Source organism: Serratia sp. FDAARGOS_506 (assembly GCF_003812745.1).
Lineage (GTDB): Bacteria > Pseudomonadota > Gammaproteobacteria > Enterobacterales > Enterobacteriaceae > Serratia.
The window spans coordinates 3,034,692-3,057,558 of the sequence record NZ_CP033831.1 but is presented as its reverse complement, the minus strand read 5'-3'; the positions used below and the strand labels follow the sequence as shown (position 1 = coordinate 3,057,558).

The following is a 22,867-nucleotide window of genomic DNA, read 5'->3' as shown; positions in this document are numbered from 1 at the left end:
CCTATGGAAAGCTTGGGTTCTCTCGACGTTTTCGTGCGGGTCAGTGAAAGCCGCAGTTTCACGGCGGCCGGGCAACAGTTGGGGATCTCCGCGTCGGCGGTCAGCAAAACCATCGCCCGGCTGGAGGAACGGCTCAGCGTGCGGTTGTTTCACCGTTCCACCCGCACGGTCAACCTGACGCCGGAAGGCGCCTTGTTCCTGGAAAGGTGCCGACGCATTTTGAGCGAGGTGAAAGAGGCGGAAGCCGAACTGTTGCAAACGCGGGGAACGCCTCAGGGCAAGCTGCGCATCAGTCTCCCGTCGCTGGGCACGCTTTTCATGCCAAAACTGGGGGACTTCAAGCGCCGCTATCCTGAGATCGAGCTGGATATTGATTATTCGGATCGGCTGGTTGACGTGATTGAGGAAGGTTTCGATGCCGTTATCCGCAGCGGAACCCCGAGTGACTCGCGGCTGGTTGCCCGCCGGCTGGGTGCCTGCCGCAAGGTTTTCGTTGGTTCGCCGGGCTATTTCAGCAAAGCGGGTATGCCGTGCAAACCCGAGGATCTGACAAGCCATGCCCGTTTGCATTATCGATTTCCCAGCACCGGCAAACTGGATGTTTGGCCGCTGGGAGACAAAACGGAGATGATCCCCGAACGGCCGGCCAGCATGGTGACAAACACTCTCGATCCGCAGGTGTGCTTCGCGGAACAAGGGCTAGGCATTGCTTATTTGCCGGAGATCGCCGTGCGCAGACAGCTGGAACAGGGCAGCCTGGTGACGGTTCTGGATGAATACAACCGCGAGAACATGGTTTTTCATGTCCTCTGGCCGTCGGGCCGCCACCTGTCAGTCAAAATCAGGCTGTTCGTCGACTTTGTGACGAGCCACCTTTTCCCGCTTTAAACGACGTGTGCCGCCTTAACTGACCGGCATGCGCGCCGGATCGGGATACTGGTACTCAAAACCCAGCTCGTTGCAGATGCGGTTGCCGTCCACCAGACGTTCATCCTGCTCCGCTTCGTCGGCGAACTGCGGCGGCTCCAGGTGCAGCTGCTCGGCCAGCGCCGGATAAAATTCGCGTTTGGCCGGATGACGCGGCGCGCACAGGTTGTACACGTGGCCGCCCTTCGGCAGCTTCAGCAGCAGTTGGATGGCAGCGATGACGTCGTCCTGGTGCACCAGATTCACCCCCTGCGAACCGCCCTTCACGTCGAGTTTTCCCGCCAGGAAGCGGCCGGGGTGGCGATCGGCGCCCACCAGCCCCGCCAGCCGCAGAATGTCCACCGAGGTGTTCGGCAATTCATGCAGCCAGCGCTCCAGCTCGGCCAGCACCCGGCCCGATGGCGAGACCGGCCGCAGCGGCGACTCTTCGCGCAGCGTGCCGGCGGTTTCGCCGTACACCGAAGTGGAACTGGTGAAGATCACCCGCGGCACGCCGAAGGCCATCGCGCTGTCCACCAGCATGCGCACCGCATTGAAATAGTTCTCGCTGCCTTCGACGGTGCGGCGAGCGGGCAGCGTCACCACCAGCGCGTCCACGCGCAGCAGCGATTCCAGATCGTCCGGATCGCACACCAGCTCGGGCGTCAGCTCCAGTTGATAGCATTCGATGCCGCTCATGCGCGCGGCCTCGACGCCGTCCGGGGTGGTTTTACTGCCGACCACGTCATACCCGCGGCCCATCAACGACAGCGCCAACGGCATGCCCAGCCAACCCAAACCAATAATGGCTACCTTTTTCATCCTCTTCCTCTCCTGAAGATCGCAGCGCCTACCCCTAAGGCTACGCCACTGTGCACGGCGATACAATCTGCCCGGCTTAAGGTTAGGTAAAGCCGTCTGTGGCTAATAACCTAACCTGTTTCAATAAATTAAATTTATGACGTTAAAAAAGGGTTGCGCGGTGGACAGCGGATAGTTTAGCTTAATTGGCATACGGTTTTTACCGGCTTTGATTAGAGAAAACATCATGACACGCGTTCAGTTCAACCACCATCATCACCATCACCCTGACTAGTCTTTCAGGCGATGTGTGCTGGAAGACGGTTTGTTAATCTTCCAGTGGCGCGCAGAACGCAAGAGAGAGCCCTCGGAAGATTTCTTCCGAGGGTTTTTTTTTGGCTCCGGACAGACAGAAAGAATAGTTTTTACAATAAATTCATAAAATTACAGATTAAACAGAGGTTACCATGCTGGACAAGACACGTTTACGGATCGCAATGCAGAAGTCGGGCCGCCTGAGCGATGAATCCCAGGAGCTGCTGGCGCGCTGCGGCATCAAGATCAACCTGCAGCAACAGCGCCTGATCGCCTTCGCCGAGAACATGCCGATCGATATCCTGCGCGTGCGCGACGACGACATTCCGGGCCTGGTTATGGACGGCGTGGTCGATCTGGGCATCATCGGCGAAAACGTGCTGGAAGAAGAGCTGCTCAGCCGCCGCGCTCAGGGCGAGGACCCGCGTTACTTCACCCTGCGCCGCCTCGATTTCGGCGGCTGCCGCCTGTCGCTGGCCACCCCGCTCGACGCCGAATACGCCGGCCCGCAAAGCCTGCAGGACGCCCGCATCGCCACCTCTTACCCGCACCTGCTGAAGCAATACCTCGACAAGCAGGGCGTGCGCTTTAAATCTTGCCTGCTGAACGGCTCGGTGGAAGTGGCACCGCGCGCCGGCCTGGCCGACGCCATCTGCGATCTGGTTTCCACCGGTGCCACGCTGGAGGCCAACGGCCTGCGCGAAGTGGAAGTGATCTACCGCTCCAAGGCCTGCCTGATCCAGCGCGACGGCGACATGCCGGAAGCCAAACAGCAGCTGATCGATCGCCTGATGACCCGCATTCAGGGCGTGATCCAGGCACGTGAATCCAAATACATCATGCTGCACGCGCCGAGCGAGAAGCTGGACGAGATCGTCGCGCTGCTGCCGGGCGCCGAGCGCCCGACCATTCTGCCGCTGGCCGGCGCGCAGAACCGCGTGGCGATGCACATGGTGAGCAGCGAAACCCTGTTCTGGGAAACCATGGAAAAACTGAAAGCGCTCGGCGCCAGCTCGATTCTGGTGCTGCCGATTGAAAAGATGATGGAGTAACGCCATGTCGACCTTCAACACGCCGATCGATTGGGCAACGTGCAGCGCCGAACGCCAGGCCGAGCTGCTGATGCGCCCGGCAATCGCCGCTTCCGACAGCATCACCCGCACGGTGAGCGAGATCCTCGACAACGTGAAGGCCAACGGCGATCGGGCGCTGCGCGACTACAGCGCCCGTTTCGACAAGGCGGAAGTCGCCGCGCTGCGCGTCAGCGCCGAGCAGATCGCCGCCGCCTGCGCCCGATTGGGCGATGACATCAAACAGGCGATGGCGGTGGCCGTCGCCAACGTGGACACCTTCCACAACGCGCAGCGACTGCCGCCGGTAGACGTCGAAACGCAGCCGGGCGTGCGCTGCCAGCAGGTGACCCGCCCAATCGACTCGGTGGGCCTGTATATTCCCGGTGGATCGGCGCCGCTGTTCTCCACCGTGCTGATGCTGGCGACGCCGGCGCGCATCGCCGGTTGTCGCCGGGTGGTGCTGTGCTCGCCGCCGCCGATCGCCGATGAGATCCTGTATGCGGCGCAGCTGTGCGGCGTGCAGGAAGTGTTTCAGGTCGGGGGCGCGCAGGCGATCGCCGCCCTGGCGTTCGGCACCGAAAGCGTACCGCGCGTGGCGAAAATCTTCGGGCCGGGCAACGCCTTCGTGACCGAAGCCAAGCGGCAGGTCAGCCAGCGCCTCGACGGCGCGGCTATCGACATGCCGGCCGGCCCTTCGGAGGTGCTGGTGATCGCCGACGCCGGCGCCACCCCGGCGTTCGTCGCTTCCGATCTGCTGTCGCAGGCCGAACATGGCCCGGATTCGCAGGTGATCCTGCTGACGCCGGACGCGGCAATGGCGCAGGCAGTGGCCGAAGCGGTGGAAAGCCAGCTGGCCGAGCTGCCGCGCGCCGAGACCGCCCGCCAGGCACTGGCGAGCAGCCGCCTGATCGTGGCGCGCGATCTGCCAGAGTGCGTGGCCATCAGCAACCGCTACGGCCCGGAGCACCTGATCATTCAGACCCGCAATGCGCGCGAGCTGGTGGACGGCATCACCAGCGCCGGTTCGGTGTTCCTCGGCGACTGGTCGCCGGAGTCCGCCGGCGATTACGCCTCCGGCACCAACCACGTGCTGCCGACCTACGGCTACACCGCCACCTGCTCCAGCCTGGGGCTGGCCGATTTTCAAAAACGCATGACGGTGCAGGAGCTGACGCCGCAGGGCTTCAGCAACCTGGCCGCCACCATCGAGACGCTGGCTGCCGCCGAGCAGCTGATCGCCCACAAGAACGCCGTGACCCTGCGCGTCGCCGCCCTGAAGGAGCAAGCATGAGCATCGAGAAACTGGCGCGCGCCAACGTTCGCGAGCTGACCCCTTATCAATCGGCGCGCCGCCTCGGCGGTAAGGGCGATGTGTGGCTCAACGCCAACGAATACCCGATCGCGCCCGAGTTCCAGCTGACCGCGCAAACCTTCAACCGCTATCCGGAGTGCCAGCCGGCGTTGGTGATCGAACGCTACGCCGCCTACGCCGGGGTGAAGAAAGAGCAGGTGCTGGTCAGCCGCGGCGCCGATGAAGGCATCGAGCTGCTGATCCGCGCCTTCTGCGAGCCGGGTAAAGACGCCATTCTGTTCTGCCCGCCGACCTACGGCATGTACGCCGTCAGCGCCGAAACCTTCGGCGTGGAGCGCCGCACCGTGGCCGCCAAAGAAGACTGGCAGCTGGATCTGCCGGCCATCGCAGACAGCATGGACAACGTGAAGCTGATCTACGTCTGCAGCCCGAACAACCCGACCGGCAACCTGATCGACCCTGACTCTCTGCGCAGCCTGCTGGAGCTGGCCAAAGGCAAGGCCATCGTCGCGGTGGACGAAGCCTATATCGAGTTTTGCCCGCAGGCCTCGGTGGCCGGGTGGTTGAGCGACTATCCGCACCTGGCTATCCTGCGCACGCTGTCGAAGGCCTTTGCGCTGGCAGGCCTGCGCTGCGGCTTTACGCTCGCCAACGAAGATCTGATCGCCCTGCTGCTGAAGGTGATCGCGCCTTACCCGCTTTCGACGCCGGTGGCGGATATCGCCGCGCAGGCGCTCAGCGAAGAAGGTATCCGCGCCATGCGCCAGCGCGTCACCGACATCGCCGCCACCCGCAGCTGGCTGCAGCAACAGCTGGAAAAATGCGCCTGCGTCGAGCAGGTTTTCGCCAGCGACAGCAATTACCTGCTGGCCCGCTTCACCGCCTCAAGTAATGTGTTTAAAAGCTTGTGGGATCAGGGCATTATCTTACGAGACCAAAACAAACAGCCCGGGTTGTCCGGCTGCCTGCGCATCACCATAGGCACCCGCGACGAATGTCAACGCGTGGTGGACGCCTTGTCCGCCCTGCCCGGCGCCAACCAGACTCGCCAGGAGCCAATGTGAGCCAAAAAATCCTCTTTATCGATCGTGACGGCACGCTGATCGCCGAGCCACCGGAAGATTTCCAGGTTGACCGCCTGGACAAGCTGGCGCTCGAGCCGGACGTGATCCCTTCCCTGCTGGCGCTGCAACAGGCGGGGTATCAGCTGGTGATGATCACCAATCAGGATGGGCTCGGCACCGCCAGTTTCCCGCAGGAAACCTTCGATCCGCCGCACAACCTGATGATGCAGATCCTCAGCTCACAGGGCATTCAGTTCGCCGATGTGCTGATCTGCCCGCACCTGCCGGCGGACAACTGCGACTGCCGCAAGCCGAAAACCGCGCTGGTGAAGGGTTACCTCGAACCCGGTGTGCTGAATACCGCCCACAGCTACGTGATCGGCGATCGGCCGACCGACGTGCAACTGGCGGAAAACATGGGCATCCAGGGGCTGCGCTACCAACGCGGCGTGCTGGGCTGGAAAGAGATCGTGCGCCAGCTGACCCTGCGCGATCGCCACGCGCGGGTTAACCGCGTGACCAAAGAGACGCAGATCGACGTCAACGTCTGGCTGGATCGCGAAGGCGGCAGCAAGATCAAAACCGGCGTCGGCTTCTTCGACCACATGCTGGATCAGATCGCCACCCACGGCGGCTTTCGCATGGAGATCGACGTCAAAGGCGATCTGTATATCGACGATCACCACACGGTGGAGGACACCGGTCTGGCGCTGGGCGAAGCGCTGAATAAGGCGCTCGGCGACAAGCGCGGCATCGCCCGCTTCGGTTTCGTGCTGCCGATGGACGAATGCCTGGCGCGCTGCGCGCTGGATATCTCCGGCCGCCCGCACCTGGAGTACAAGGCCGAGTTCAACTATCAGCGCGTCGGCGATCTCAGCACCGAAATGGTCGAGCACTTCTTCCGTTCGCTCTCTTACACCATGGGCTGCACGCTGCACCTGAAGACCAAGGGCAAAAACGACCACCACCGGGTCGAGAGCCTGTTCAAAGTGTTTGGCCGCACGCTGCGCCAGGCGATCCGCGTCGAGGGCAATACTCTGCCGAGCTCGAAAGGAGTGCTGTGATGAACGTGGTGATTTTGGATACCGGCTGCGCCAACCTGGCCTCCGTCACCTACGCGGTGCGGCGCCTGGGCTATCAGCCGGAGGTGAGCCGCGATCCGGAGATCGTGCTGCGCGCCGACAAGCTGTTCCTGCCGGGCGTCGGTACCGCACAGGCGGCGATGGATCAACTGCGCGAGCGCGATCTGATCGAACTGATCAAGGCCTGCACGCAGCCGGTGCTGGGCATCTGCCTCGGCATGCAGCTGCTGGCGGCCAGCAGCGAAGAGAACGGCGGCGTGACCACGCTCGGCCTCATCGATACGCCGGTCAAGCAGATGACCGACTTCGGCCTGCCGCTGCCGCACATGGGCTGGAACCAGGTGTCCGCGCAGGCGGGCCACCATCTGTTCCGCGGCATCGATGACGGCGCCTACTTCTATTTCGTTCACAGCTACGCGATGCCGATATGCCCCAGCACCATCGCCCAGGCGAACTACGGCGAGCCCTTCACCGCCGCCGTGCAAAAAGACAACTTCTTCGGCGTGCAGTTTCATCCAGAACGTTCTGGAGCGGCCGGCGCGCAACTGTTGAAAAACTTTCTGGAGATGTAGGCAGCATGATTATTCCGGCTTTGGATTTGATCGACGGCAACGTGGTGCGTTTGCATCAGGGCGATTACGGCCAACAGCGCGACTACGGCAACGATCCGCTGTTGCGCCTGCAGGACTATCAACAACAGGGCGCCCAGGTGCTGCACCTGGTCGATCTGACCGGTGCCAAAGATCCGGCCGCGCGCCAGATCCCGCTGCTGCGCAAGCTGCTGGCGGGGGTTGACGTGCCGGTGCAGGTCGGCGGCGGCATTCGCAACGAGCAGGACGTCAGCGCCCTGCTGGAGGCCGGCGCCACGCGCGTGGTGATCGGCTCCACCGCGGTGAAACAGCCGCAGTTAGTGCAGAGCTGGTTCGAGCGCTACGGCGCCGACGCGCTGGTGCTGGCGCTGGACGTGCGCATCGACGCGCAGGGCGTGAAACGCGTGGCCATCAGCGGCTGGCAGGAGGATTCCGACGCCACGCTTGAACAGGTGGTGGAGCAGTTCCTGCCCTATGGGCTGAAGCACGTATTGTGCACCGACATTTCCCGCGACGGTACGCTGGCCGGTTCCAACGTGGCGCTGTATCACGAGATCAGCCGCCGTTATCCGCAGGTGGCCTTCCAGGCCTCGGGCGGCATCGGCAATCTGGACGACATCGCCCAACTGCGCGGCAGCGGCGTTGCCGGCGTGATCGTGGGGCGTGCCCTGCTGGAAGGTAAATTTAGCGTTGAGGAGGCGATCGCATGCTGGCAAAACGGATAATCCCGTGCCTGGATGTTAAAGACGGGCAAGTGGTGAAAGGCGTGCAGTTCCGCAACCACGAAATCATCGGCGACATCGTGCCGCTGGCGCAGCGCTATGCGCAAGAAGGTGCGGACGAGCTGGTGTTTTACGATATCACCGCCTCGAGCGACGGCCGGGTGGTGGACAAAAGCTGGGTATCGCGCGTGGCGGAGGTGATTGATATCCCGTTCTGCGTCGCCGGCGGCATTAAAAGCGCCGAGGACGCCAGCCAGATCCTGTCTTTCGGCGCCGACAAGATTTCGATCAACTCGCCGGCGCTGGCCGATCCTGAGCTGATTAGCCGCCTGGCGGAACGCTTCGGCGTGCAGTGCATCGTGGTAGGCATCGACACCTGGTTCGACAGTGAAACCGGCAAGTATCACGTCAACCAATATACCGGCGATGAGAGCCGCACCCGCATCACCCAGTGGGAAACCCTCGACTGGGTACAGGAAGTGCAGCGCCGCGGCGCCGGTGAGATCGTGCTGAACATGATGAACCAGGACGGCGTGCGCAACGGTTACGATCTGCAGCAGCTGCGCCTGGTGCGCGAGGCCTGCAAGGTGCCGCTGATCGCCTCCGGCGGCGCGGGCACCATGGAGCACTTCCTGGAAGCGTTCCGCGATGCGGACGTCGACGGCGCGCTGGCGGCGTCGGTGTTCCACAAACAAATCATCAATATCGGCGAACTGAAAAGGTTCCTGGTTGAACAAGGCGTGGAGATTCGCGTGTGCTGACAGAACAACAGAGAAACCAGCTGGACTGGGAAAAAACCGACGGCCTGATGCCGGCCATCGTGCAGCACGCCGTTTCCGGCGAAGTGCTGATGCTGGGTTACATGACGCCGGAGGCGCTGGCGACCACCGAACAGAGCGGTAACGTCACCTTCTTCTCGCGCACCAAGCAGCGTCTGTGGACCAAAGGGGAAAGCTCCGGCCATTTTCTCAAGGTGATCAGCATCACGCCGGACTGCGATAACGACACGCTGCTGGTATTGGCCAACCCGAACGGCCCGACCTGCCACCTGGGCAACAGCAGCTGCTTCCACCCAGCCGCCAGCGATTGGACATTCCTCTATCAGCTGGAGCAGCTGTTGGCGGAGCGCAAGCACGCCAGCCCGGACAGCTCGTACACCGCCAGCCTGTACGCCAGCGGCACCAAGCGCATCGCGCAGAAGGTCGGGGAGGAAGGTGTGGAAACCGCGCTGGCCGCCACGGTCAACGATCGCGAAGAGCTGACCAACGAAGCTTCGGACCTGATCTATCACCTGCTGGTGCTGCTGCAGGACCAGGATCTGGATCTGAGCGCGGTGATCGGCCGGCTGCGCGAGCGGCATCAGAAATAGCCACCACCGACAGGGCTCGACTTTCGTTGGGTTCTGTCCTTTACACACCATAAAATTTTCACAGATGCCTCACATTTTAAAAATATCTTGCTTCATCAAATTATTTTTGGTTTAAAATTAGATTAGGCCTACAACAATTTAGGATTGGCAACTATGGGAAGTGAGAAACTTTCATGCTTCGAAAGCATGGGTGATAATTGCGAGTTTGGTTTCTATTTGCGTAAAAAAGGCATCGAGAGCGGTAGTTTATTCCGCTGGTCGCTCATCAAGGAACACCAGGATCTTCTCAATCTCATTTCCAGTGATTTTAACGGATTCTACCAGTATCATAATCTCCAGCCCACATGGAGAAATATGCTGATTGATAAATCGAACGGCGTTATATTCCATACTGAGCTCTTTAGTCAACAGTTTGGTGAGCGCTGGGAGTTTGAAGATGATGAGGATAAAAGAAAGGAAAAATACCTGATAGAGAAGGGAAAAATCGATTATCTGGTTAACAAATTCTACAATTCCCTAAAAGAAGGAAATAGAGTTTTTGTTATCAAAAAGAATAATAATCAAATTGATATGTCTGTCATGGAAGAATTGGCAAATAAACTCAATCAATCTGGTAAAGCCAAGATATTAGTAGTATTTCAAAGCGATGACAAAAACAAGCTTGGCGAGGTTGAACGTTATGACGATAACATATTAATTTCTTACATAGATCGCTTTGCAGATTATAGTCAAGCCGACGACATTTCAATTGAAGGTTGGGATAAAATCATCAATAACGTAACAAAGATACTGTGATTTTTGTAAAAACGCCGCATATTGCGGCGTTTTTTTCTTAGCGTCCGCGAAGAGTATTAAATACTTTCCTTGCGACACGATAGAAGAAACCTCTTTTATTTACAGCGGCATACAGTGCATTAAATCGATCATGTGCCCAGCCATCACGCTGCTGAGAAATGAGGTAATCAAGTTTTTCGTTGATTATACCAACCTCGGCGCTTCCGTTAACATTAGGATTATTACGATAGAATGCCAGATCGCGTTCCAGTCGCTGAATTTTATCGATATAAGATGGGATCAGCCCCATAGTATACTGAATTCGATTATCAGGAGACATGAATGGTCGATAACTGCGGAAGTTATTCTTTCCTTTATTTCCACTAATTAACATGCCTGTATTAGCGACTCGGTACCAGAATAAAGCTTCAGGCACCAACTGCATCTTGTGTCCAGCCAAGGCGACGCGACAGAAGAATTCCCAATCTTCGTGCCCGATACCATAGTCTTCAGTAAAACCGCCAACGCTGTCAAAAACACTTTTTCTGATCATTGCATTAGCATCACCGAAACAGTTAGCAAAGCTGGCTACGTTCAGATCTGCACCTAAGGGTAACCAACAGTCCTTCATTTTACGGAACGGCGATGGGAACTCATCCCCATAAATCAAATCACTCGGTGTTGTCAAAAGATCACAGCCGGAGTGAACCGCCGCACGCACGAATGTTTCAATTTCATGCGGTTTAGCAACATTGTCATCATCCATGAAGATCAAAAACTCGCCAGATGCGTGTTTTGCGGCTAAGTTACGAGCAGCGCCTAAATAATTATTAGAGCTCTTGATAATCTTCCAGCCTTTCTCAGAGAACTCTTTATTTAGAAGGTCTAGATAGCGCCGAGACTCATCCTTGACACTTCCATCGTCAACGAGAATAACCTCAAAGTTGGAATAGGTTTGCGTTTTTAGCGAGGCGATTGCCTGTTGCAGCAAATGACTTCGATCATGATGAACCAAGCATACGCTCACCAACGGTTCTAAATTTGCGTCAACCTGCAAGCGAGGAGGCTCAAAAGACTCGCTAAGCGTATCAATCCAACTCGTTTTAATTTCATCAACGTTTTTAACCAACTGTGATTTAACATGAAGATTGTCAAGTCGCAAAGTAATTCTTTGATACAAGGAACTAGGTGTTGGTTCAAATATAATCTCAGGATGGTTCTCTACAGGAATCAGCTCTTTTATACCGCCAACCGAAGAGGCTATAAAGTTAACACCACCGATCAAACTTTCGTATACTGTATAAGGGGAGTTCTCAACTAAAGAAGGAATGACAACGAGTGTATTCTCCCCTTTGATATAAGCATCAGCTTGTGTGCGATCATAGTCAGTAATAATATTAACTTTGACATCGAGCGAATCTGTTTTCGTTCTTATATGTTCAATGGAGTTAAAACCTTCCGCAACTACAGCTTTACCCATAAATGTGACTGCCGATATCTTGGCCAACTCGTCTTTTTTCAGGTTATGCAAGGCCCGCAGGAAAATATCTAATCCTTTTCTGGTTTCCAGGCGGCCAAAGAAAATGAGTTCAATACCAGTAGTTGTTTTCTTAGAGCGCGTTGGGATTATTGCATCATCAACTGGATTGATTGAGAAAGGTTCACAGTTAAGAATTACATGACTTGCCGCAGGCAGAATCCAATTTTTATCCCGCATCCAGTCTAACAAGTATTGTGACGGACTAATAATCTCATCAGCCATTTCGACGACCTTTTGCTCCATGAAATAAAGCTCCATGTGGTTTTGGTCGTACGGAAGTTGATAATTTCCTTCATCAGCCCAGAGTGTAGAACTATGCGTGTTAATAATGAATTTGGTATCCGCAAAGAACAGCCCCTGCCCTTTTGCGAGAAGCGTGTAATAAAGATCGGCCTGCCATTCACAAGCAATGACAATATCATAAGGCGCTCTTTCACTCTCCTTCATCCATTCATAGACTGCGTAGCTTTTTCTTCGGAAATAAGGAGCATCAATATTTATATCTGTTAGTGCAGGCAGTACTTTCAGCTTAACACCGTGCTCTTCATATACCTCAATCCAATGATCTATTTTTCTCTCACCAGATTCAGAGTAATCGCCACATGTATAAAGGACCTCTACAGCAAAGCCTGACTTTGCCATGTTTACAGCCAAAGAGGTAAAAGCCGTTCCAATTCCTCCGTTTCGGATCGGGCCTTCGATATCAGGAGTAACTATAAGAACTTTTTTCATACAAACCTATCCTTTGAGTCGTTCTAATAACTTGCATTGATTATTGCTATCACAATCTTTACACTACAACCGTCTTGTCGAACAACAGCTCTTTCTGTACTGTGGCAAGAAACTTGAGTAGATGCCTGTTTTCTGCTTATCCATCATTTGAATTCATGAGGTCAAAAATGTCCCATAAGAATGAAAACCAATTTACCTCAATGCTGCGAGAACTTTGTAAAAGCTATCATTTTGTCTATAAAGCAAACCCAGGAAATGCAGGCGATGGCGTTATCGCCGCAGCAACATATGATTATTTGGAGGCCAATGGATTTGATTACTCTCCGTTTATATCTTCAGAAAAATACAGTCCAGAAAAGCACGTACTGCTTTTTGGCGGTGGCGGAAATTTAATTGAGAACTATTACGCTGAAGGCCGTGATTTCATACAGAATAACATTTCAAATTTTGCCAAAGTAATTATATTTCCTTCAACCATTTTCGGATACACTGATTTTTTCAAGGAAAATATAAAAAATCTCTTTATCTGTTGTCGAGAGAAAACCTCGTATGAGCGTTTATTAAAATTAGGTTATATTCCAGACGAGTCAATTATCCTGACACAGGATATGGCATTTTATCTCGATAAAGATAAATATATCAACGATGTAGCACCGACCAAGGAAATAGCATCTTGCTATCGGACTGATTCAGAGTCATTGACTAAGCTGCATCATGAAAATAATCATGACATATCTCTAACATGGAATGGTGACTATTGGGACAATGTCAATCTCGCACGAAATTCAACCCGTTCACTTATCAGTTTCTTACAAGATTATAAAGCAGTTAATACAGACAGGTTACATGTCGCAATTTTAGGGTCGCTGTTAGGTATGGAAGTTAATTTCTATCCTAACTCATATTACAAAAATGAGTCTGTCTATGACCACTCCTTGATGAATTACTTTCCAAACACCTATTTTATCAAGTAAGTCTTCAAAATATAAAAAACCGCCAGGTATTAGCCTGGCGGTTCTTATCATCAAGCAATAACTTATTCCATCCATTCGGTATGGAACACGCCTTCCTTATCGATGCGTTTGTAGGTATGCGCGCCGAAGTAGTCGCGCTGCGCCTGAATCAGGTTCGCCGGCAGCACTGCGGAGCGGTAGCTGTCGTAGTAGGCGATCGCAGCTGAGAAGGTCGGCGTAGGGATACCGTTCTGCACGGCGTAGGCCACCACGTCACGCAGCGCCTGCTGGTACTCGTCGGCGATTTGCTTGAAGTATGGCGCCAGCAGCAGGTTGGCGATATCGGCATCCGCCGCGTAAGCGTCGGTGATCTTCTGCAGGAACTGGGCGCGGATGATGCAGCCGGCGCGGAAGATCTTGGCGATTTCGCCGTAGTGCAGATCCCAGTTGTTTTCTTTAGACGCGGCTTTCAGCTGAGAGAAGCCCTGCGCGTAGGACACGATCTTGCCCAGATACAGCGCGCGACGCACTTTCTCGATGAATTCAGCTTTGTCGCCGGTGAACGGCGCCACTTTCGGGCCGGTCAACACTTTAGACGCGGCAACGCGCTGATCTTTCAGCGAGGACAGGTAGCGTGCGAATACCGATTCGGTGATCAGCGACAGCGGTTCGCCCAGATCCAGCGAGCTCTGGCTGGTCCATTTGCCGGTGCCTTTGTTGGCGGCTTCGTCCAGGATCACATCGACCAGGTATTTACCCTCTTCGTCTTTCTTGGTGAAGATGTCTTTGGTGATATCAATCAGGTAGCTGTTCAGTTCGCCCTTGTTCCACTCGGCGAAGGTTTCGGCCAGTTGCTCGTTGCTCAGATTCAGCGCCTGTTTCAGCAGAGAATAGGCTTCGGCAATCAGCTGCATGTCGCCGTATTCGATGCCGTTGTGCACCATCTTCACATAGTGGCCGGCACCGTCTGCGCCAATGTAGGTCACGCAAGGCTCACCTTCCGCAACCGCAGCGATTTTCTCCAGGATCGGCGCCACCAGCTCGTAAGCTTCTTTCTGGCCGCCAGGCATAATGGAAGGCCCTTTCAGCGCGCCTTCTTCACCACCGGAAACGCCGGTGCCGATGAAGTTGAAGCCCTGGTCGGACAGTTCACGGTTACGACGGATGGTGTCCTGATAGTAGGTGTTACCGCCGTCGATCAGGATATCGCCCTTGTCCAGGTGCGGAGTCAGCGAGGCAATGGTTTTATCCGTCGCTTCACCCGCTTTCACCATCAGCAGGATGCGGCGCGGTTTTTCCAGCGATTCAACAAACTCTTCAACGGTGTAATACGGCGCCAGGTTTTTGCCCGGGTTCTCAGCGATCACTTCGTCAGTTTTGTCGCCAGAACGGTTGAAAATGGAAACGGTGTAACCACGGCTCTCGATGTTCAGCGCGAGGTTGCGGCCCATTACCGCCATGCCGACAACGCCGATTTGTTGCTTGGACATTAGGAACTCCTGTCTGAGGATGACCCTGTTGGCAACGCGGGCCAACAGGTTTTGTGATGTGGCACACATGTTAACTCAGGATTGAGCCGGGTGGGTAGTGATTGGTGCGATAGGCTTTGCAACAGATTATAAAGCGTTAAAAATTGTACAACTGCGTCAATAAAAGCTGTTTGGACAGTTGGACCTGCTCCAGCCCCTGTTGACAGTCTCCGCACGAAAACGACGATAAGATACCCCGTAATACTTCCGGGCTGATATCCGGCCGAATCATTGGCCAGTTTGACATGCTCTGCAGGCTGGAAAACTTGTTGTCATAGTAATCAGACCACGAAAGCGCGACCCCTGGTATGCCAAAGCTGGCTGCGATGACCTGAAAATGAAAACGCGAGCTGATACAAAAATCATGCGTAGTGAATGTCAAACCATCGTGCCAAACCTGCTCAAACGACACAAACTCAGCCTGGGGGAAAAGTTCAAGAATTTGACGGAAGAAAATCCCATCTGAACCCGGCCGAAATTCATAAAACTTAATCCTAGCGTTCGGATGCTTCTCCAGGAATATCGTTGTCGATTGTCCTAGCAAGCCCAATAAATTCCCAGTGAGAACATCATCCTCAGACAACTCGGTATGAATGCACAGATGTAAAGTGGACGACTCATCCTCTATAATGTGCCCGACAGGATGGGACGAAAAAGCAAAATAATCGTCACCTGTAAAACTGAGTTGTGGTAGCCCAAATGGCGCTAAAATCTCATAACTCGCACTATCTCTGACATCAAACTGGTCAAACTGGCGAATGTAAGGTGCAAGTTGCTCGGCCTTTTCAGATGAGAGCGGTTGCAATCCTAGTCCGGTTGCATAACACGCGAGCTGGTATTTTTTGGCAAAATATGCCGCCACTTCAATTAGTCGCGAGTTGGCGCCCCAGAGCTCATTAATATATCCTCCCCCCAGTAGATGAATGCTGGCGGCAGAGGTAAACGCCTTGGACATCAAACGTTCACGTAACGGTAGCGTGTACGGATCGGCAAGCTTATCTTCCAGGGAACCATCATTGCCCAACGCTTGCACCAGCCGCCATAGATAATCCACGCATCGCACTCCGGGAAACAACCCTGAGGCAACTACGGCGTCAACGGCATCCAGATAAATGGTGCAGCTAGGGAAACGCCGCCGCAATTCCGTTACCCAAAATCGCGTCAACATATCATCGCCAAAATTAGGCATACCCGCAGCTGATACCAGATAGAATAATTTCACTGGCGGAACCGGAACGTCCTTTTCGCTCTTTTTCGTCCATAGTTTCGCGAAGAAAGCCAAAACACCTCTTTTAATCAATAAGTTCCATTAGCAATAGCCCGCTGATAGAGTTTCAACGTGTCATCGATCACCAATGATGAAGCGAACTTGCTCTCGATACGCTCACGGCTGCGCACCCCCATCTCGACGCGCTTGGTTGGGCTGGTAAGCAGCTGCTCCAACTTCACTGCCAAGACATCGATATTACGCATCTCTACCAGACTTCCGGTGTACTCATCAATAATCAGACTTTGGCAACCGCCCACGTCATAAGCGATGCAAGCACGCCCAACCGAAGACGCTTCCAGCAAAATACGCGGAATGCCTTCTGAATACGTAGAAGGCAGAGCGACAACGTTAGAAGCTTCAATCAGACTATAGACATCGCTGCAACGACCCAACCAGTTGATGAGCCCTTGCTGATGCCATTCTTCTATTTGCGACAGCGGAATAGCATCCGGATCGTCAACAATGGAAATTCCCGCAACATTAAGCACAAAATCAACGCCTTTATGCACCAACCGCTTTTTCACCTCGACCAGATCGCCCAATCCTTTGCTCCAGAGCAAACGGCTGGCGAACAAGACGACCGGTTTTTCGCGGTTGATTTCCAGCGAGTAATGATAGATATCAGGATTGATCCCTGCACCGTCGATCACAACCGTTTGGCTTTTCTTCGCTTCAGTGAGCGCCAGAAGCCGATCGCGATCGTGTTCATGCTCAAAGGCCAGCAAGCATTTTGGGTTTTTGAAAATATGATTGTACGAATGTAACGTCAGATAACGAATGACGTTCATCGACAATTTATCCTCCATAAAGACGCGCCCAAGCCCGACAAAGCCTAAAATAATGGGCTTATTGTAAAAACGCGCGAAGAACCCCCCCATCAAGCAAGGTTTGATAGTGATACAATGCAGTACGTCAGGGTTAATTTTTTTGAGCAACGACCATACCTTGGTCAATGAACCAAAGAAATTGATCGGATTGATGGACAGCTCAGATACCGATGAGTCGTGGCAGATAAAACCTTTCTCAGACAACTTTTGCTGAATGTCGTCTCCCACAAAGTGGCTGACAACGTGGATTTCATAGCCAGCAGCCTTAGCCGCCAGCGCTCTTTCAACCCAATGCAGTTCAAAGTACCAATCTGAGTTGATAAAATAACAAATCTTTTTCATTTAACTCTTACCGGCTAATGTTGTTTACCATTTTTACGTGATATACCGTCAACAATACCGCGCACTACGTATTTAATATATCCGTCTTTTTTGCCCTGAGAGGTAAAAGAAAGTAAATATTTTGCAATACGCAACACGATAGCTCCGAGTGAGTAAGGTCTTTCATGTTTTTCGAAAAGCGTCCTTGAAAGGAGCAGGTTTCTGACCAGATAGTACACTTTCCAGGGCGGGTTTATCCCCCCTTGGCTAGCAGGCACATCGTGCAGAAATACCAACTCTGGTGAGTACCGGAAACGATACCCTTGTTGACTCAACCTGTAAGAGAAGTAAAGATCATCATAATAAATAAAAAGTTCTGGCCAGATGTACTCTATGTTAGCGGCTAAAACGTCTTTGCGTATTATTGCGCCGACAAATGAGAGTGTAACAACGTCCGCAGGCTTATGCTCTGCGGGGGTGTAACGCCCCGGCCCAGTTATGTAGTCCAATGTTTGTAACAGCGACGTTGGCATTGTGCTGAAAGGCACGTTCATTTTGCATAACGAACCTTGCTTATCCAAGACTCGACAGCAGTAGGCCGCGTAATCGGACCTTTGCGCCAAATCGACGAAACGAGTCAGCAACTCGCTATCGGGATAAGCGTCATCATCGAACATAAACACCCAATCGGTGTCTATCTTACTCGCGATATATTCAGCTCCGCTCCTGAACCCGCCTGCGCCGCCGTCATTTTTTGCGGCGCGTATGACGTGTAAACGGCTATCCTCGATACCTTGCAGCCACGACTGGGTCTCGTCGGTCGACGCGTTATCAACAATGATAATGTCATCGAACGGCAACGCTGAAGTTGCCGCCCAGCAATGTTTCAATTTTTGCAGGCGATTGAATGTAACAATTAACGCCGAGCTTCTCATCTGATGCTGACCGTAAATACAGGCATGGCGTTTTCTTGCTCCAGGCTGGCCAGATAGGTTTCAGCCGTTTTCAATGCTTCGGCAATGGTCACGTCCATGTCCAGGTAACGATACGTCCCCAGGCGGCCGATGAAGGTAATGTCACGTTCTTTTTCAGCCAAATCAACGTATTTTTCCAACAACGCCATTTCACCGACCTGACGAATCGGATAATACGGGATATCGTTTTCTTCACAGGCGCGGCTGTACTCTTTATAGCAAACCGACCCTTCGTGCTGTTCCCAAGGGGAGAAGTACTTATGCTCGGTGATACGAGTATAAGGTACCGACTGTTCACAATAGTTCATCACCGCACAGCCTTGATAATCCCCTTCCACGGTAAATTTCTCAAAGTCCAGTGTACGGTATCCGAGCCGCCCAAACTGGAAGTCATAAAACGCATCCAGCGGACCGCTGTAAAACACATGATCGTAGCCCTCGCGATCTTGCATTTGGAACTGAGTATCCAACGCCACCGATATATTCGGGTGTTCCAGAATACCTTCAACCATCTTGGTATAACCGTCTTTTGGCATCCCCTGGAACTTATGGTTGAAATAGTTATCATCATAATTAAAGCGAATAGGCAAACGCTTTAGAATCGAAGCCGGCAACTGTGCCGGGGACATACCCCATTGCTTGATGGTGTAACCTTTGAAGAAGGCCTCATACAGTTCTTTGCCGACAAAGCGCAGCGCCTGTTCTTCGAACGATTGCGGGTCAGTGATACTGGAATCGCCTTTCTCGGCAATCAAAGCTTTCGCTTCCGTTGGCGAACAGGTCTTTTTAAAGAATTGGTTGATGGTATGCAGGTTAATCGGCAACGAGAAAACCTGGCCGTTCACCGTTGCTTTTACACGGTTAACATAGGGCATCATCGTGGCGTACTGGTTCACAAAGTTCCAGACTTGCTCGTTGTCGGTATGGAAAATATGCGGACCATAGGTATGCACCATCACGTCCGTCTTTTCGTCCCGAGCATCATAGCAGTTGCCCGCGATATGAGTACGACGATCGATGATGTGAATTTGGTGGCCTCGCTCAGCCAATTTTCTCCCGATAACCGCACCGGAAAAACCTGCACCTACGATTAAGATTTTCTTACTATTCTTCATCAAGTTATCCGATAATTGCACGTCTGACCTTGTAATAATACTTCGTCATTAGATTGCGACGCGAAGAGCCCTTTGGCGCTAACGTGTTAACGACAGGCATCAGCGCACGCTTTATCTTAGTCTGCAACAACTCTTGCTTCTGTTCTACCTTCTGACCCAACCGAGAGGCCCCGGCTGGAGCTATCAGACGTTCATAAGCTTCCAATGCCCAAGGTGTCTGTACGATGTTTTTATGATAATTATCGAAGAAATCCACATGGCGCGTATTCCACGGTTTGTTTTCACCTGCGAAGTGGATCATTTTAGGCTTGCTGCGCGCATCAAGAAAACGCATATAGGTCGCAAATGGCAAATTTGGGAAGAAATCATCGGTATTACCATTTCCATGATAAACATTCCACTCCAGCGGCAGATAATGCACTCGGCCATGGAAAACTTTATTCATGATGTCTTGATCGAGGAACCAATAGGTTTTGCTTTTCATTGCAGCCATCAAGCTGGAGAACGTCTTCTCCTTATTCATTTGCTCAATGTTAAAGACCAAGATACCTGCCTGAAAATAGCCATCCGGATCCGTCATTCCCAATGAGGTCGACAGATATTCCTTCGCCGGCACCACGCCATCGCTGGACTGCGACATCGCACCAAACAAAACGAATCCTTCCATCACAATGTCTTTGACCGCTGCGACCAGGTTATCACCTAATGGCAAAGTCAACAATTCGGATAGATCGCTTTCCACTACGGTATCCGAGTCGATAAAGATAACTTTGTCAAACTCGGCAAAAAGATTAGGAATAAATAAACGTGCATAAGTCGCTGCACTGAAGTGCGCACGTGTAAAGACGTTTTTAATCTCGGAAAATGCATTAACGTCAAAGAAGCGAAGTTTAAAATTATTATGCTCAGTCACCATTGAGAAGAAGCGTTTCTTATTTCCCAGTGAAACGCCATTCTCTAACACCACCAAGTCATAATTGAGCTCTGGATTAGCATGCTTGATAATAGAATTAATCAATGCTGCACCACTGATCGCATAGTTATCATCAAAACAAATAACTACAGGCACATTGTTAGCAGCAAAACTTGGCTTGAGCGTAGCAGTGAACGTCTCTTGTTGAACGAAAGTGCGCTGCAATTCTTTTATTTTCAAGTTGCGCGTAGAGGATTGGTATTCAATATAAATATTTAGCAAGCGCTCGGAAATGTGTCCAACAACTCGTTTTTCTTGGGCACTATAATTTTTAAATCTAAGCTCAGACTCAAGCCTATCTAAAATAGAAAACAACCAGACGGAATATTCATTAAATATGTCATTTTTCATAACAAACATATTTGTATAATAACCATCTGATGCATTATTAAACTTATCGGCTGCAGTCTGATATTCTGGATAAAGCTCACCGAGAATCTTTAACGCGGCATCATAGTCTTCTATATGCAAATGATCGGAAATTTTATAATGCTGATAATTGTTTTTACTGCCAGCAGCAGTGACATCCCATTTTTTTGGTAGAATAACATCTACACCAGCAAGACACCGTGAAATTTGCTCATCATCCAAGCCAAACTGCTGGTGGTAAGCTTCGTCAATCTTCTCATGATTGACAACCCCCCAGTTATCCTCTTGGTAGTTTTGGGTATCAGAAAAATTAAAATGGCGGCGGTAATGCATAAAACCGATAAAGTCGGCAGGCTCAGCATTTTTCCAAACCCAATAATGTGCAGTGAGTTCACAGTAAAATGGGTTTTTAAGGGAAATATTGTCGCCGGTATTGTCACCAGTGCAACCAATATCGTTAAGACTATTATCCTTCCCAACATGAATAGGGTATACGAGCGTCGAATCAAGGAACGCGCTCGGTTTATGGTGACAAGTATATATCTTTATCTTTTCCATTCGAACCACCTAATAATAAAAAAGCGAACTCAGGCCATAGCTGCTCTATATTGAGATATAATAGAGTGTGCGTCACCGATACTTTTCATTTTGTGGTTCTCGATCCAAATAACCTTGTCACAGATTTTTTCCACATCATCTAAGTTATGACTAACAAAAAGAATTGTCACGCCTTTTCTTTTAAACTCATTTATCGTATTAATGCACTTCCGTTGGAATGCAATATCACCCACAGCCAAAACTTCATCGATAATTAGAATATCCGGATCAACTTGAGTGATAACAGAAAACCCCAACTTCGCCAACATACCGCTGGAGTAAACTCGGATTGGCTCATCGATAAATTCACCCAGCTCGGAAAACTCGATAATCTTATCCAGGCGCTGCTTCAACTCCTTACGACGAAGGCCTAACAACGTCGCATTCAGTCGAATGTTCTCTCTGCCGGTCAATTCTGGGTGAAACCCACCGCCTAACTCCAGCATCGAAGCTACCCGGCCAACCACGTGAACCGAACCGGATGACGGTTTCATCACACCTGCAACCAAACCAAGCGACGTGCTCTTTCCCGCACCATTGCGGCCAATAAGCGCAACCGATTCGCCTTTTTGCACTTGGAAACTGATATCTTCAATCGCCAGATAACTACGGCCACTCAGTAAGCTTAATGCTCGACGGGGGTTAAAAATCAGCTCTTTAATGCCAGATCCAATATGATGGTATAACGGATAGCGCTTAGTGACGTTTTTAAATTCTATAGCTACGCTCATTATAATATCTCTGCAAATCTGTATTTCAACTTGTTAAAGATGCTGACGCCAATGATAATGAACAACAGCGCATAACCGTACAACATACCGACCTGGTGATAATCAATAACCCCATTCATAAAGAGATCGCGCCAGCTCAATATCATGCTAGCCAGTGGATTAAAATCTATCATAAAGCGGTATTTTTCAGGAATCATATCACCAGAATACAAAATTGGTGTGCAGTAGAACATCAGCATGATGCCCAGCGTGATAAAACGCTCCAGATCGCGGAAGAAAAGGTTTAGGGTTGATAGCATCATCGCAATCCCGAAGGTCATCATCATCTGCGCAATGCCGATATGCGGAATACCCCAAAGCCAATCAATCGATGGGCGCATATCATAAACATAAAGGAAAACAATAATAACTGGAATCGTACAGAGGAAATGCAGGCACTCCATCAGAACATTACTAAAAGGAATGACCGAGCGCGGAAATACGGTTTTTTTGATAATTTGCGCATTAGCAATAAAGGAATGCAGAGAATTCGACGTAGAACTGGCAAACCACTGCCAAGGGAACAGGCCTGTGATAATAAAAATGGTATAGTTTGGTATTTGAACCCGCATGACCAATTTAAAAATAAAATAATAGATCATGGCAAAGAGCAACGGATTAGCAATTGACCATAAATAGCCAAAGAAGCTGCTTTTATATCTTACTTTTAATTCTTTCTCTGTGATGACCGAAGCCAAATCCCAAAGATAACCTAAGCTATACTTCATATAAAAACTCGATTTAAGATTGAAATTCCCTGACAGATGAAACATGGCCGCACGTCTTCAGGTCTAACCTAGCCTAGGTAGCAAGACGGGTAGAATGCGTTTCTCAACTAATCGCAACCACGCTACCGCCCCTGGCGTTGTGGCAACCAGAGCACACTTAA

The 22,867-nt window shown here is 51.9% G+C and carries 22 protein-coding genes and 1 other annotated feature; of the genes, 12 read left to right on the top strand and 10 right to left on the bottom strand.

The window, feature by feature from the left end; all coding sequences use genetic code 11:
* Window positions 1-3: 3 nt before the first annotated feature.
* Window positions 4-888 (top strand): LysR family transcriptional regulator, encoded by an 885-nt coding sequence (locus EGY12_RS14835; protein ID WP_123894431.1) that lies wholly within the window; start codon window positions 4-6, stop codon window positions 886-888.
* A gap of 15 nt (window positions 889-903) precedes the next feature.
* On the opposite strand, the gene EGY12_RS14830 is transcribed toward EGY12_RS14835, so the two are convergent.
* Window positions 904-1,728 carry an SDR family oxidoreductase gene (locus tag EGY12_RS14830; protein WP_015377257.1) on the bottom strand — a complete coding sequence of 275 codons (825 nt, stop codon included), beginning with the start codon at window positions 1,726-1,728 and terminating at the stop codon, window positions 904-906.
* A 226-nt stretch (window positions 1,729-1,954) separates the two neighbouring features.
* On the opposite strand from EGY12_RS14830, the gene hisL reads away from it, so the two are divergent.
* The 10 genes from hisL (at window position 1,955) to EGY12_RS14780 (ending at window position 10,029) form a co-directional block, all read left to right on the top strand.
* The gene (gene hisL / locus EGY12_RS14825) at window positions 1,955-2,002 is read left to right on the top strand and encodes a his operon leader peptide (protein WP_100396937.1); all 48 of its coding nucleotides are present in this window, start codon (window positions 1,955-1,957) and stop codon (window positions 2,000-2,002) included.
* Window positions 1,978-2,104 (top strand) — a sequence feature (His leader region). It overlaps the preceding gene by 25 nt.
* 70 nt (window positions 2,105-2,174) lie before the next feature.
* Window positions 2,175-3,074, top strand: coding sequence for an ATP phosphoribosyltransferase (hisG, locus tag EGY12_RS14820; RefSeq protein WP_123894430.1), 900 nt, complete (start codon window positions 2,175-2,177; stop codon window positions 3,072-3,074).
* Window positions 3,075-3,078: 4 nt separating this feature from the next.
* Window positions 3,079-4,386 (top strand): histidinol dehydrogenase, encoded by a 1,308-nt coding sequence (hisD, locus tag EGY12_RS14815; RefSeq protein WP_039566788.1) that lies wholly within the window; start codon window positions 3,079-3,081, stop codon window positions 4,384-4,386.
* Complete coding sequence (hisC, locus tag EGY12_RS14810) at window positions 4,383-5,471, top strand: histidinol-phosphate transaminase (RefSeq protein WP_123894429.1); 1,089 nt, start codon at window positions 4,383-4,385, stop codon at window positions 5,469-5,471. The genes hisD and hisC overlap by 4 nt, the downstream gene beginning before the upstream one ends.
* Entirely contained in the window at window positions 5,468-6,535 is a 1,068-nt protein-coding gene (gene hisB / locus EGY12_RS14805) for a bifunctional histidinol-phosphatase/imidazoleglycerol-phosphate dehydratase HisB (RefSeq protein ID WP_123894428.1), read from the top strand. The genes hisC and hisB overlap by 4 nt, the downstream gene beginning before the upstream one ends.
* The gene (gene hisH / locus EGY12_RS14800; protein WP_033637766.1) at window positions 6,535-7,125 is read left to right on the top strand and encodes an imidazole glycerol phosphate synthase subunit HisH; all 591 of its coding nucleotides are present in this window, start codon (window positions 6,535-6,537) and stop codon (window positions 7,123-7,125) included. Before hisB ends, hisH begins: the two co-directional genes overlap by 1 nt.
* A 5-nt stretch (window positions 7,126-7,130) precedes the next feature.
* Window positions 7,131-7,868, top strand: coding sequence for a 1-(5-phosphoribosyl)-5-[(5-phosphoribosylamino)methylideneamino]imidazole-4-carboxamide isomerase (gene hisA / locus EGY12_RS14795; RefSeq protein ID WP_123894427.1), 738 nt, complete (start codon window positions 7,131-7,133; stop codon window positions 7,866-7,868).
* Window positions 7,850-8,626 (top strand): imidazole glycerol phosphate synthase subunit HisF, encoded by a 777-nt coding sequence (gene hisF / locus EGY12_RS14790; RefSeq protein ID WP_041034248.1) that lies wholly within the window; start codon window positions 7,850-7,852, stop codon window positions 8,624-8,626. Before hisA ends, hisF begins: the two co-directional genes overlap by 19 nt.
* A complete protein-coding gene (gene hisIE / locus EGY12_RS14785; protein ID WP_123894426.1) occupies window positions 8,620-9,234 on the top strand; it encodes a bifunctional phosphoribosyl-AMP cyclohydrolase/phosphoribosyl-ATP diphosphatase HisIE in 615 nt (204 codons plus the stop codon). The genes hisF and hisIE overlap by 7 nt, the downstream gene beginning before the upstream one ends.
* 153 nt (window positions 9,235-9,387) lie before the next feature.
* On the top strand, window positions 9,388-10,029 hold the full coding sequence (locus EGY12_RS14780) for a hypothetical protein (RefSeq protein ID WP_123894425.1): 642 nt from the start codon (window positions 9,388-9,390) through the stop codon (window positions 10,027-10,029).
* 37 nt (window positions 10,030-10,066) lie between these two features.
* Here EGY12_RS14780 and EGY12_RS14775 read toward each other — a convergent pair whose 3' ends face one another.
* A complete protein-coding gene (locus tag EGY12_RS14775) occupies window positions 10,067-12,280 on the bottom strand; it encodes a glycosyltransferase (protein WP_123894424.1) in 2,214 nt (737 codons plus the stop codon).
* A gap of 167 nt (window positions 12,281-12,447) precedes the next feature.
* Between EGY12_RS14775 and EGY12_RS14770 the strand changes: the two genes are divergently transcribed.
* Entirely contained in the window at window positions 12,448-13,254 is an 807-nt protein-coding gene (locus tag EGY12_RS14770; protein ID WP_123894423.1) for a polysaccharide pyruvyl transferase family protein, read from the top strand.
* Between the two features lie 62 nt (window positions 13,255-13,316).
* On the opposite strand, the gene gndA is transcribed toward EGY12_RS14770, so the two are convergent.
* The 8 genes from gndA to EGY12_RS14730 all read right to left on the bottom strand — a co-directional run bounded on the left by gndA (window position 13,317) and on the right by EGY12_RS14730 (window position 22,706).
* Window positions 13,317-14,723: an NADP-dependent phosphogluconate dehydrogenase gene (gndA, locus tag EGY12_RS14765; RefSeq protein WP_004938815.1), complete on the bottom strand. Its 1,407-nt coding sequence runs from the start codon at window positions 14,721-14,723 to the stop codon at window positions 13,317-13,319.
* 136 nt (window positions 14,724-14,859) lie between these two features.
* Window positions 14,860-16,044, bottom strand: coding sequence for a polysaccharide pyruvyl transferase family protein (locus EGY12_RS14760; protein WP_123894422.1), 1,185 nt, complete (start codon window positions 16,042-16,044; stop codon window positions 14,860-14,862).
* A gap of 14 nt (window positions 16,045-16,058) precedes the next feature.
* Window positions 16,059-17,201, bottom strand: a complete 1,143-nt coding sequence (locus EGY12_RS14755; RefSeq protein ID WP_123894421.1) for a glycosyltransferase family 4 protein — start codon at window positions 17,199-17,201, stop codon at window positions 16,059-16,061.
* Between the two features lie 14 nt (window positions 17,202-17,215).
* Window positions 17,216-18,115: a glycosyltransferase gene (locus EGY12_RS14750; protein ID WP_123894420.1), complete on the bottom strand. Its 900-nt coding sequence runs from the start codon at window positions 18,113-18,115 to the stop codon at window positions 17,216-17,218.
* Window positions 18,112-19,269: a UDP-galactopyranose mutase gene (glf, locus tag EGY12_RS14745; protein WP_123894419.1), complete on the bottom strand. Its 1,158-nt coding sequence runs from the start codon at window positions 19,267-19,269 to the stop codon at window positions 18,112-18,114. The genes EGY12_RS14750 and glf overlap by 4 nt, the downstream gene beginning before the upstream one ends.
* A gap of 4 nt (window positions 19,270-19,273) precedes the next feature.
* Window positions 19,274-21,169, bottom strand: coding sequence for a DUF4422 domain-containing protein (locus EGY12_RS14740; protein WP_123894418.1), 1,896 nt, complete (start codon window positions 21,167-21,169; stop codon window positions 19,274-19,276).
* A gap of 29 nt (window positions 21,170-21,198) precedes the next feature.
* Window positions 21,199-21,939 (bottom strand): ABC transporter ATP-binding protein, encoded by a 741-nt coding sequence (locus EGY12_RS14735; protein ID WP_123894417.1) that lies wholly within the window; start codon window positions 21,937-21,939, stop codon window positions 21,199-21,201.
* Window positions 21,939-22,706, bottom strand: a complete 768-nt coding sequence (locus EGY12_RS14730) for an ABC transporter permease (protein WP_123894416.1) — start codon at window positions 22,704-22,706, stop codon at window positions 21,939-21,941. Before EGY12_RS14730 ends, EGY12_RS14735 begins: the two co-directional genes overlap by 1 nt.
* Between the last annotated feature and the right edge of the window lie 161 nt (window positions 22,707-22,867).

Coding starts and splice junctions, on each gene's coding strand:
- EGY12_RS14835 (WP_123894431.1), top strand. CDS start 4: ATGGAAAGCTTGGGTTCTCTCGACGTTTTCGTGCGGGTCAGTGAAAGC.
- EGY12_RS14830 (WP_015377257.1), bottom strand. CDS start 1,728: ATGAAAAAGGTAGCCATTATTGGTTTGGGTTGGCTGGGCATGCCGTTG.
- hisG (WP_123894430.1), top strand. CDS start 2,175: ATGCTGGACAAGACACGTTTACGGATCGCAATGCAGAAGTCGGGCCGC.
- hisD (WP_039566788.1), top strand. CDS start 3,079: ATGTCGACCTTCAACACGCCGATCGATTGGGCAACGTGCAGCGCCGAA.
- hisC (WP_123894429.1), top strand. CDS start 4,383: ATGAGCATCGAGAAACTGGCGCGCGCCAACGTTCGCGAGCTGACCCCT.
- hisH (WP_033637766.1), top strand. CDS start 6,535: ATGAACGTGGTGATTTTGGATACCGGCTGCGCCAACCTGGCCTCCGTC.
- hisA (WP_123894427.1), top strand. CDS start 7,131: ATGATTATTCCGGCTTTGGATTTGATCGACGGCAACGTGGTGCGTTTG.
- hisF (WP_041034248.1), top strand. CDS start 7,850: ATGCTGGCAAAACGGATAATCCCGTGCCTGGATGTTAAAGACGGGCAA.
- EGY12_RS14780 (WP_123894425.1), top strand. CDS start 9,388: ATGGGAAGTGAGAAACTTTCATGCTTCGAAAGCATGGGTGATAATTGC.
- EGY12_RS14775 (WP_123894424.1), bottom strand. CDS start 12,280: ATGAAAAAAGTTCTTATAGTTACTCCTGATATCGAAGGCCCGATCCGA.
- EGY12_RS14770 (WP_123894423.1), top strand. CDS start 12,448: ATGTCCCATAAGAATGAAAACCAATTTACCTCAATGCTGCGAGAACTT.
- gndA (WP_004938815.1), bottom strand. CDS start 14,723: ATGTCCAAGCAACAAATCGGCGTTGTCGGCATGGCGGTAATGGGCCGC.
- EGY12_RS14755 (WP_123894421.1), bottom strand. CDS start 17,201: ATGAAAAAGATTTGTTATTTTATCAACTCAGATTGGTACTTTGAACTG.
- EGY12_RS14750 (WP_123894420.1), bottom strand. CDS start 18,115: ATGAGAAGCTCGGCGTTAATTGTTACATTCAATCGCCTGCAAAAATTG.
- glf (WP_123894419.1), bottom strand. CDS start 19,269: ATGAAGAATAGTAAGAAAATCTTAATCGTAGGTGCAGGTTTTTCCGGT.
- EGY12_RS14740 (WP_123894418.1), bottom strand. CDS start 21,169: ATGGAAAAGATAAAGATATATACTTGTCACCATAAACCGAGCGCGTTC.
- EGY12_RS14735 (WP_123894417.1), bottom strand. CDS start 21,939: ATGAGCGTAGCTATAGAATTTAAAAACGTCACTAAGCGCTATCCGTTA.
- EGY12_RS14730 (WP_123894416.1), bottom strand. CDS start 22,706: ATGAAGTATAGCTTAGGTTATCTTTGGGATTTGGCTTCGGTCATCACA.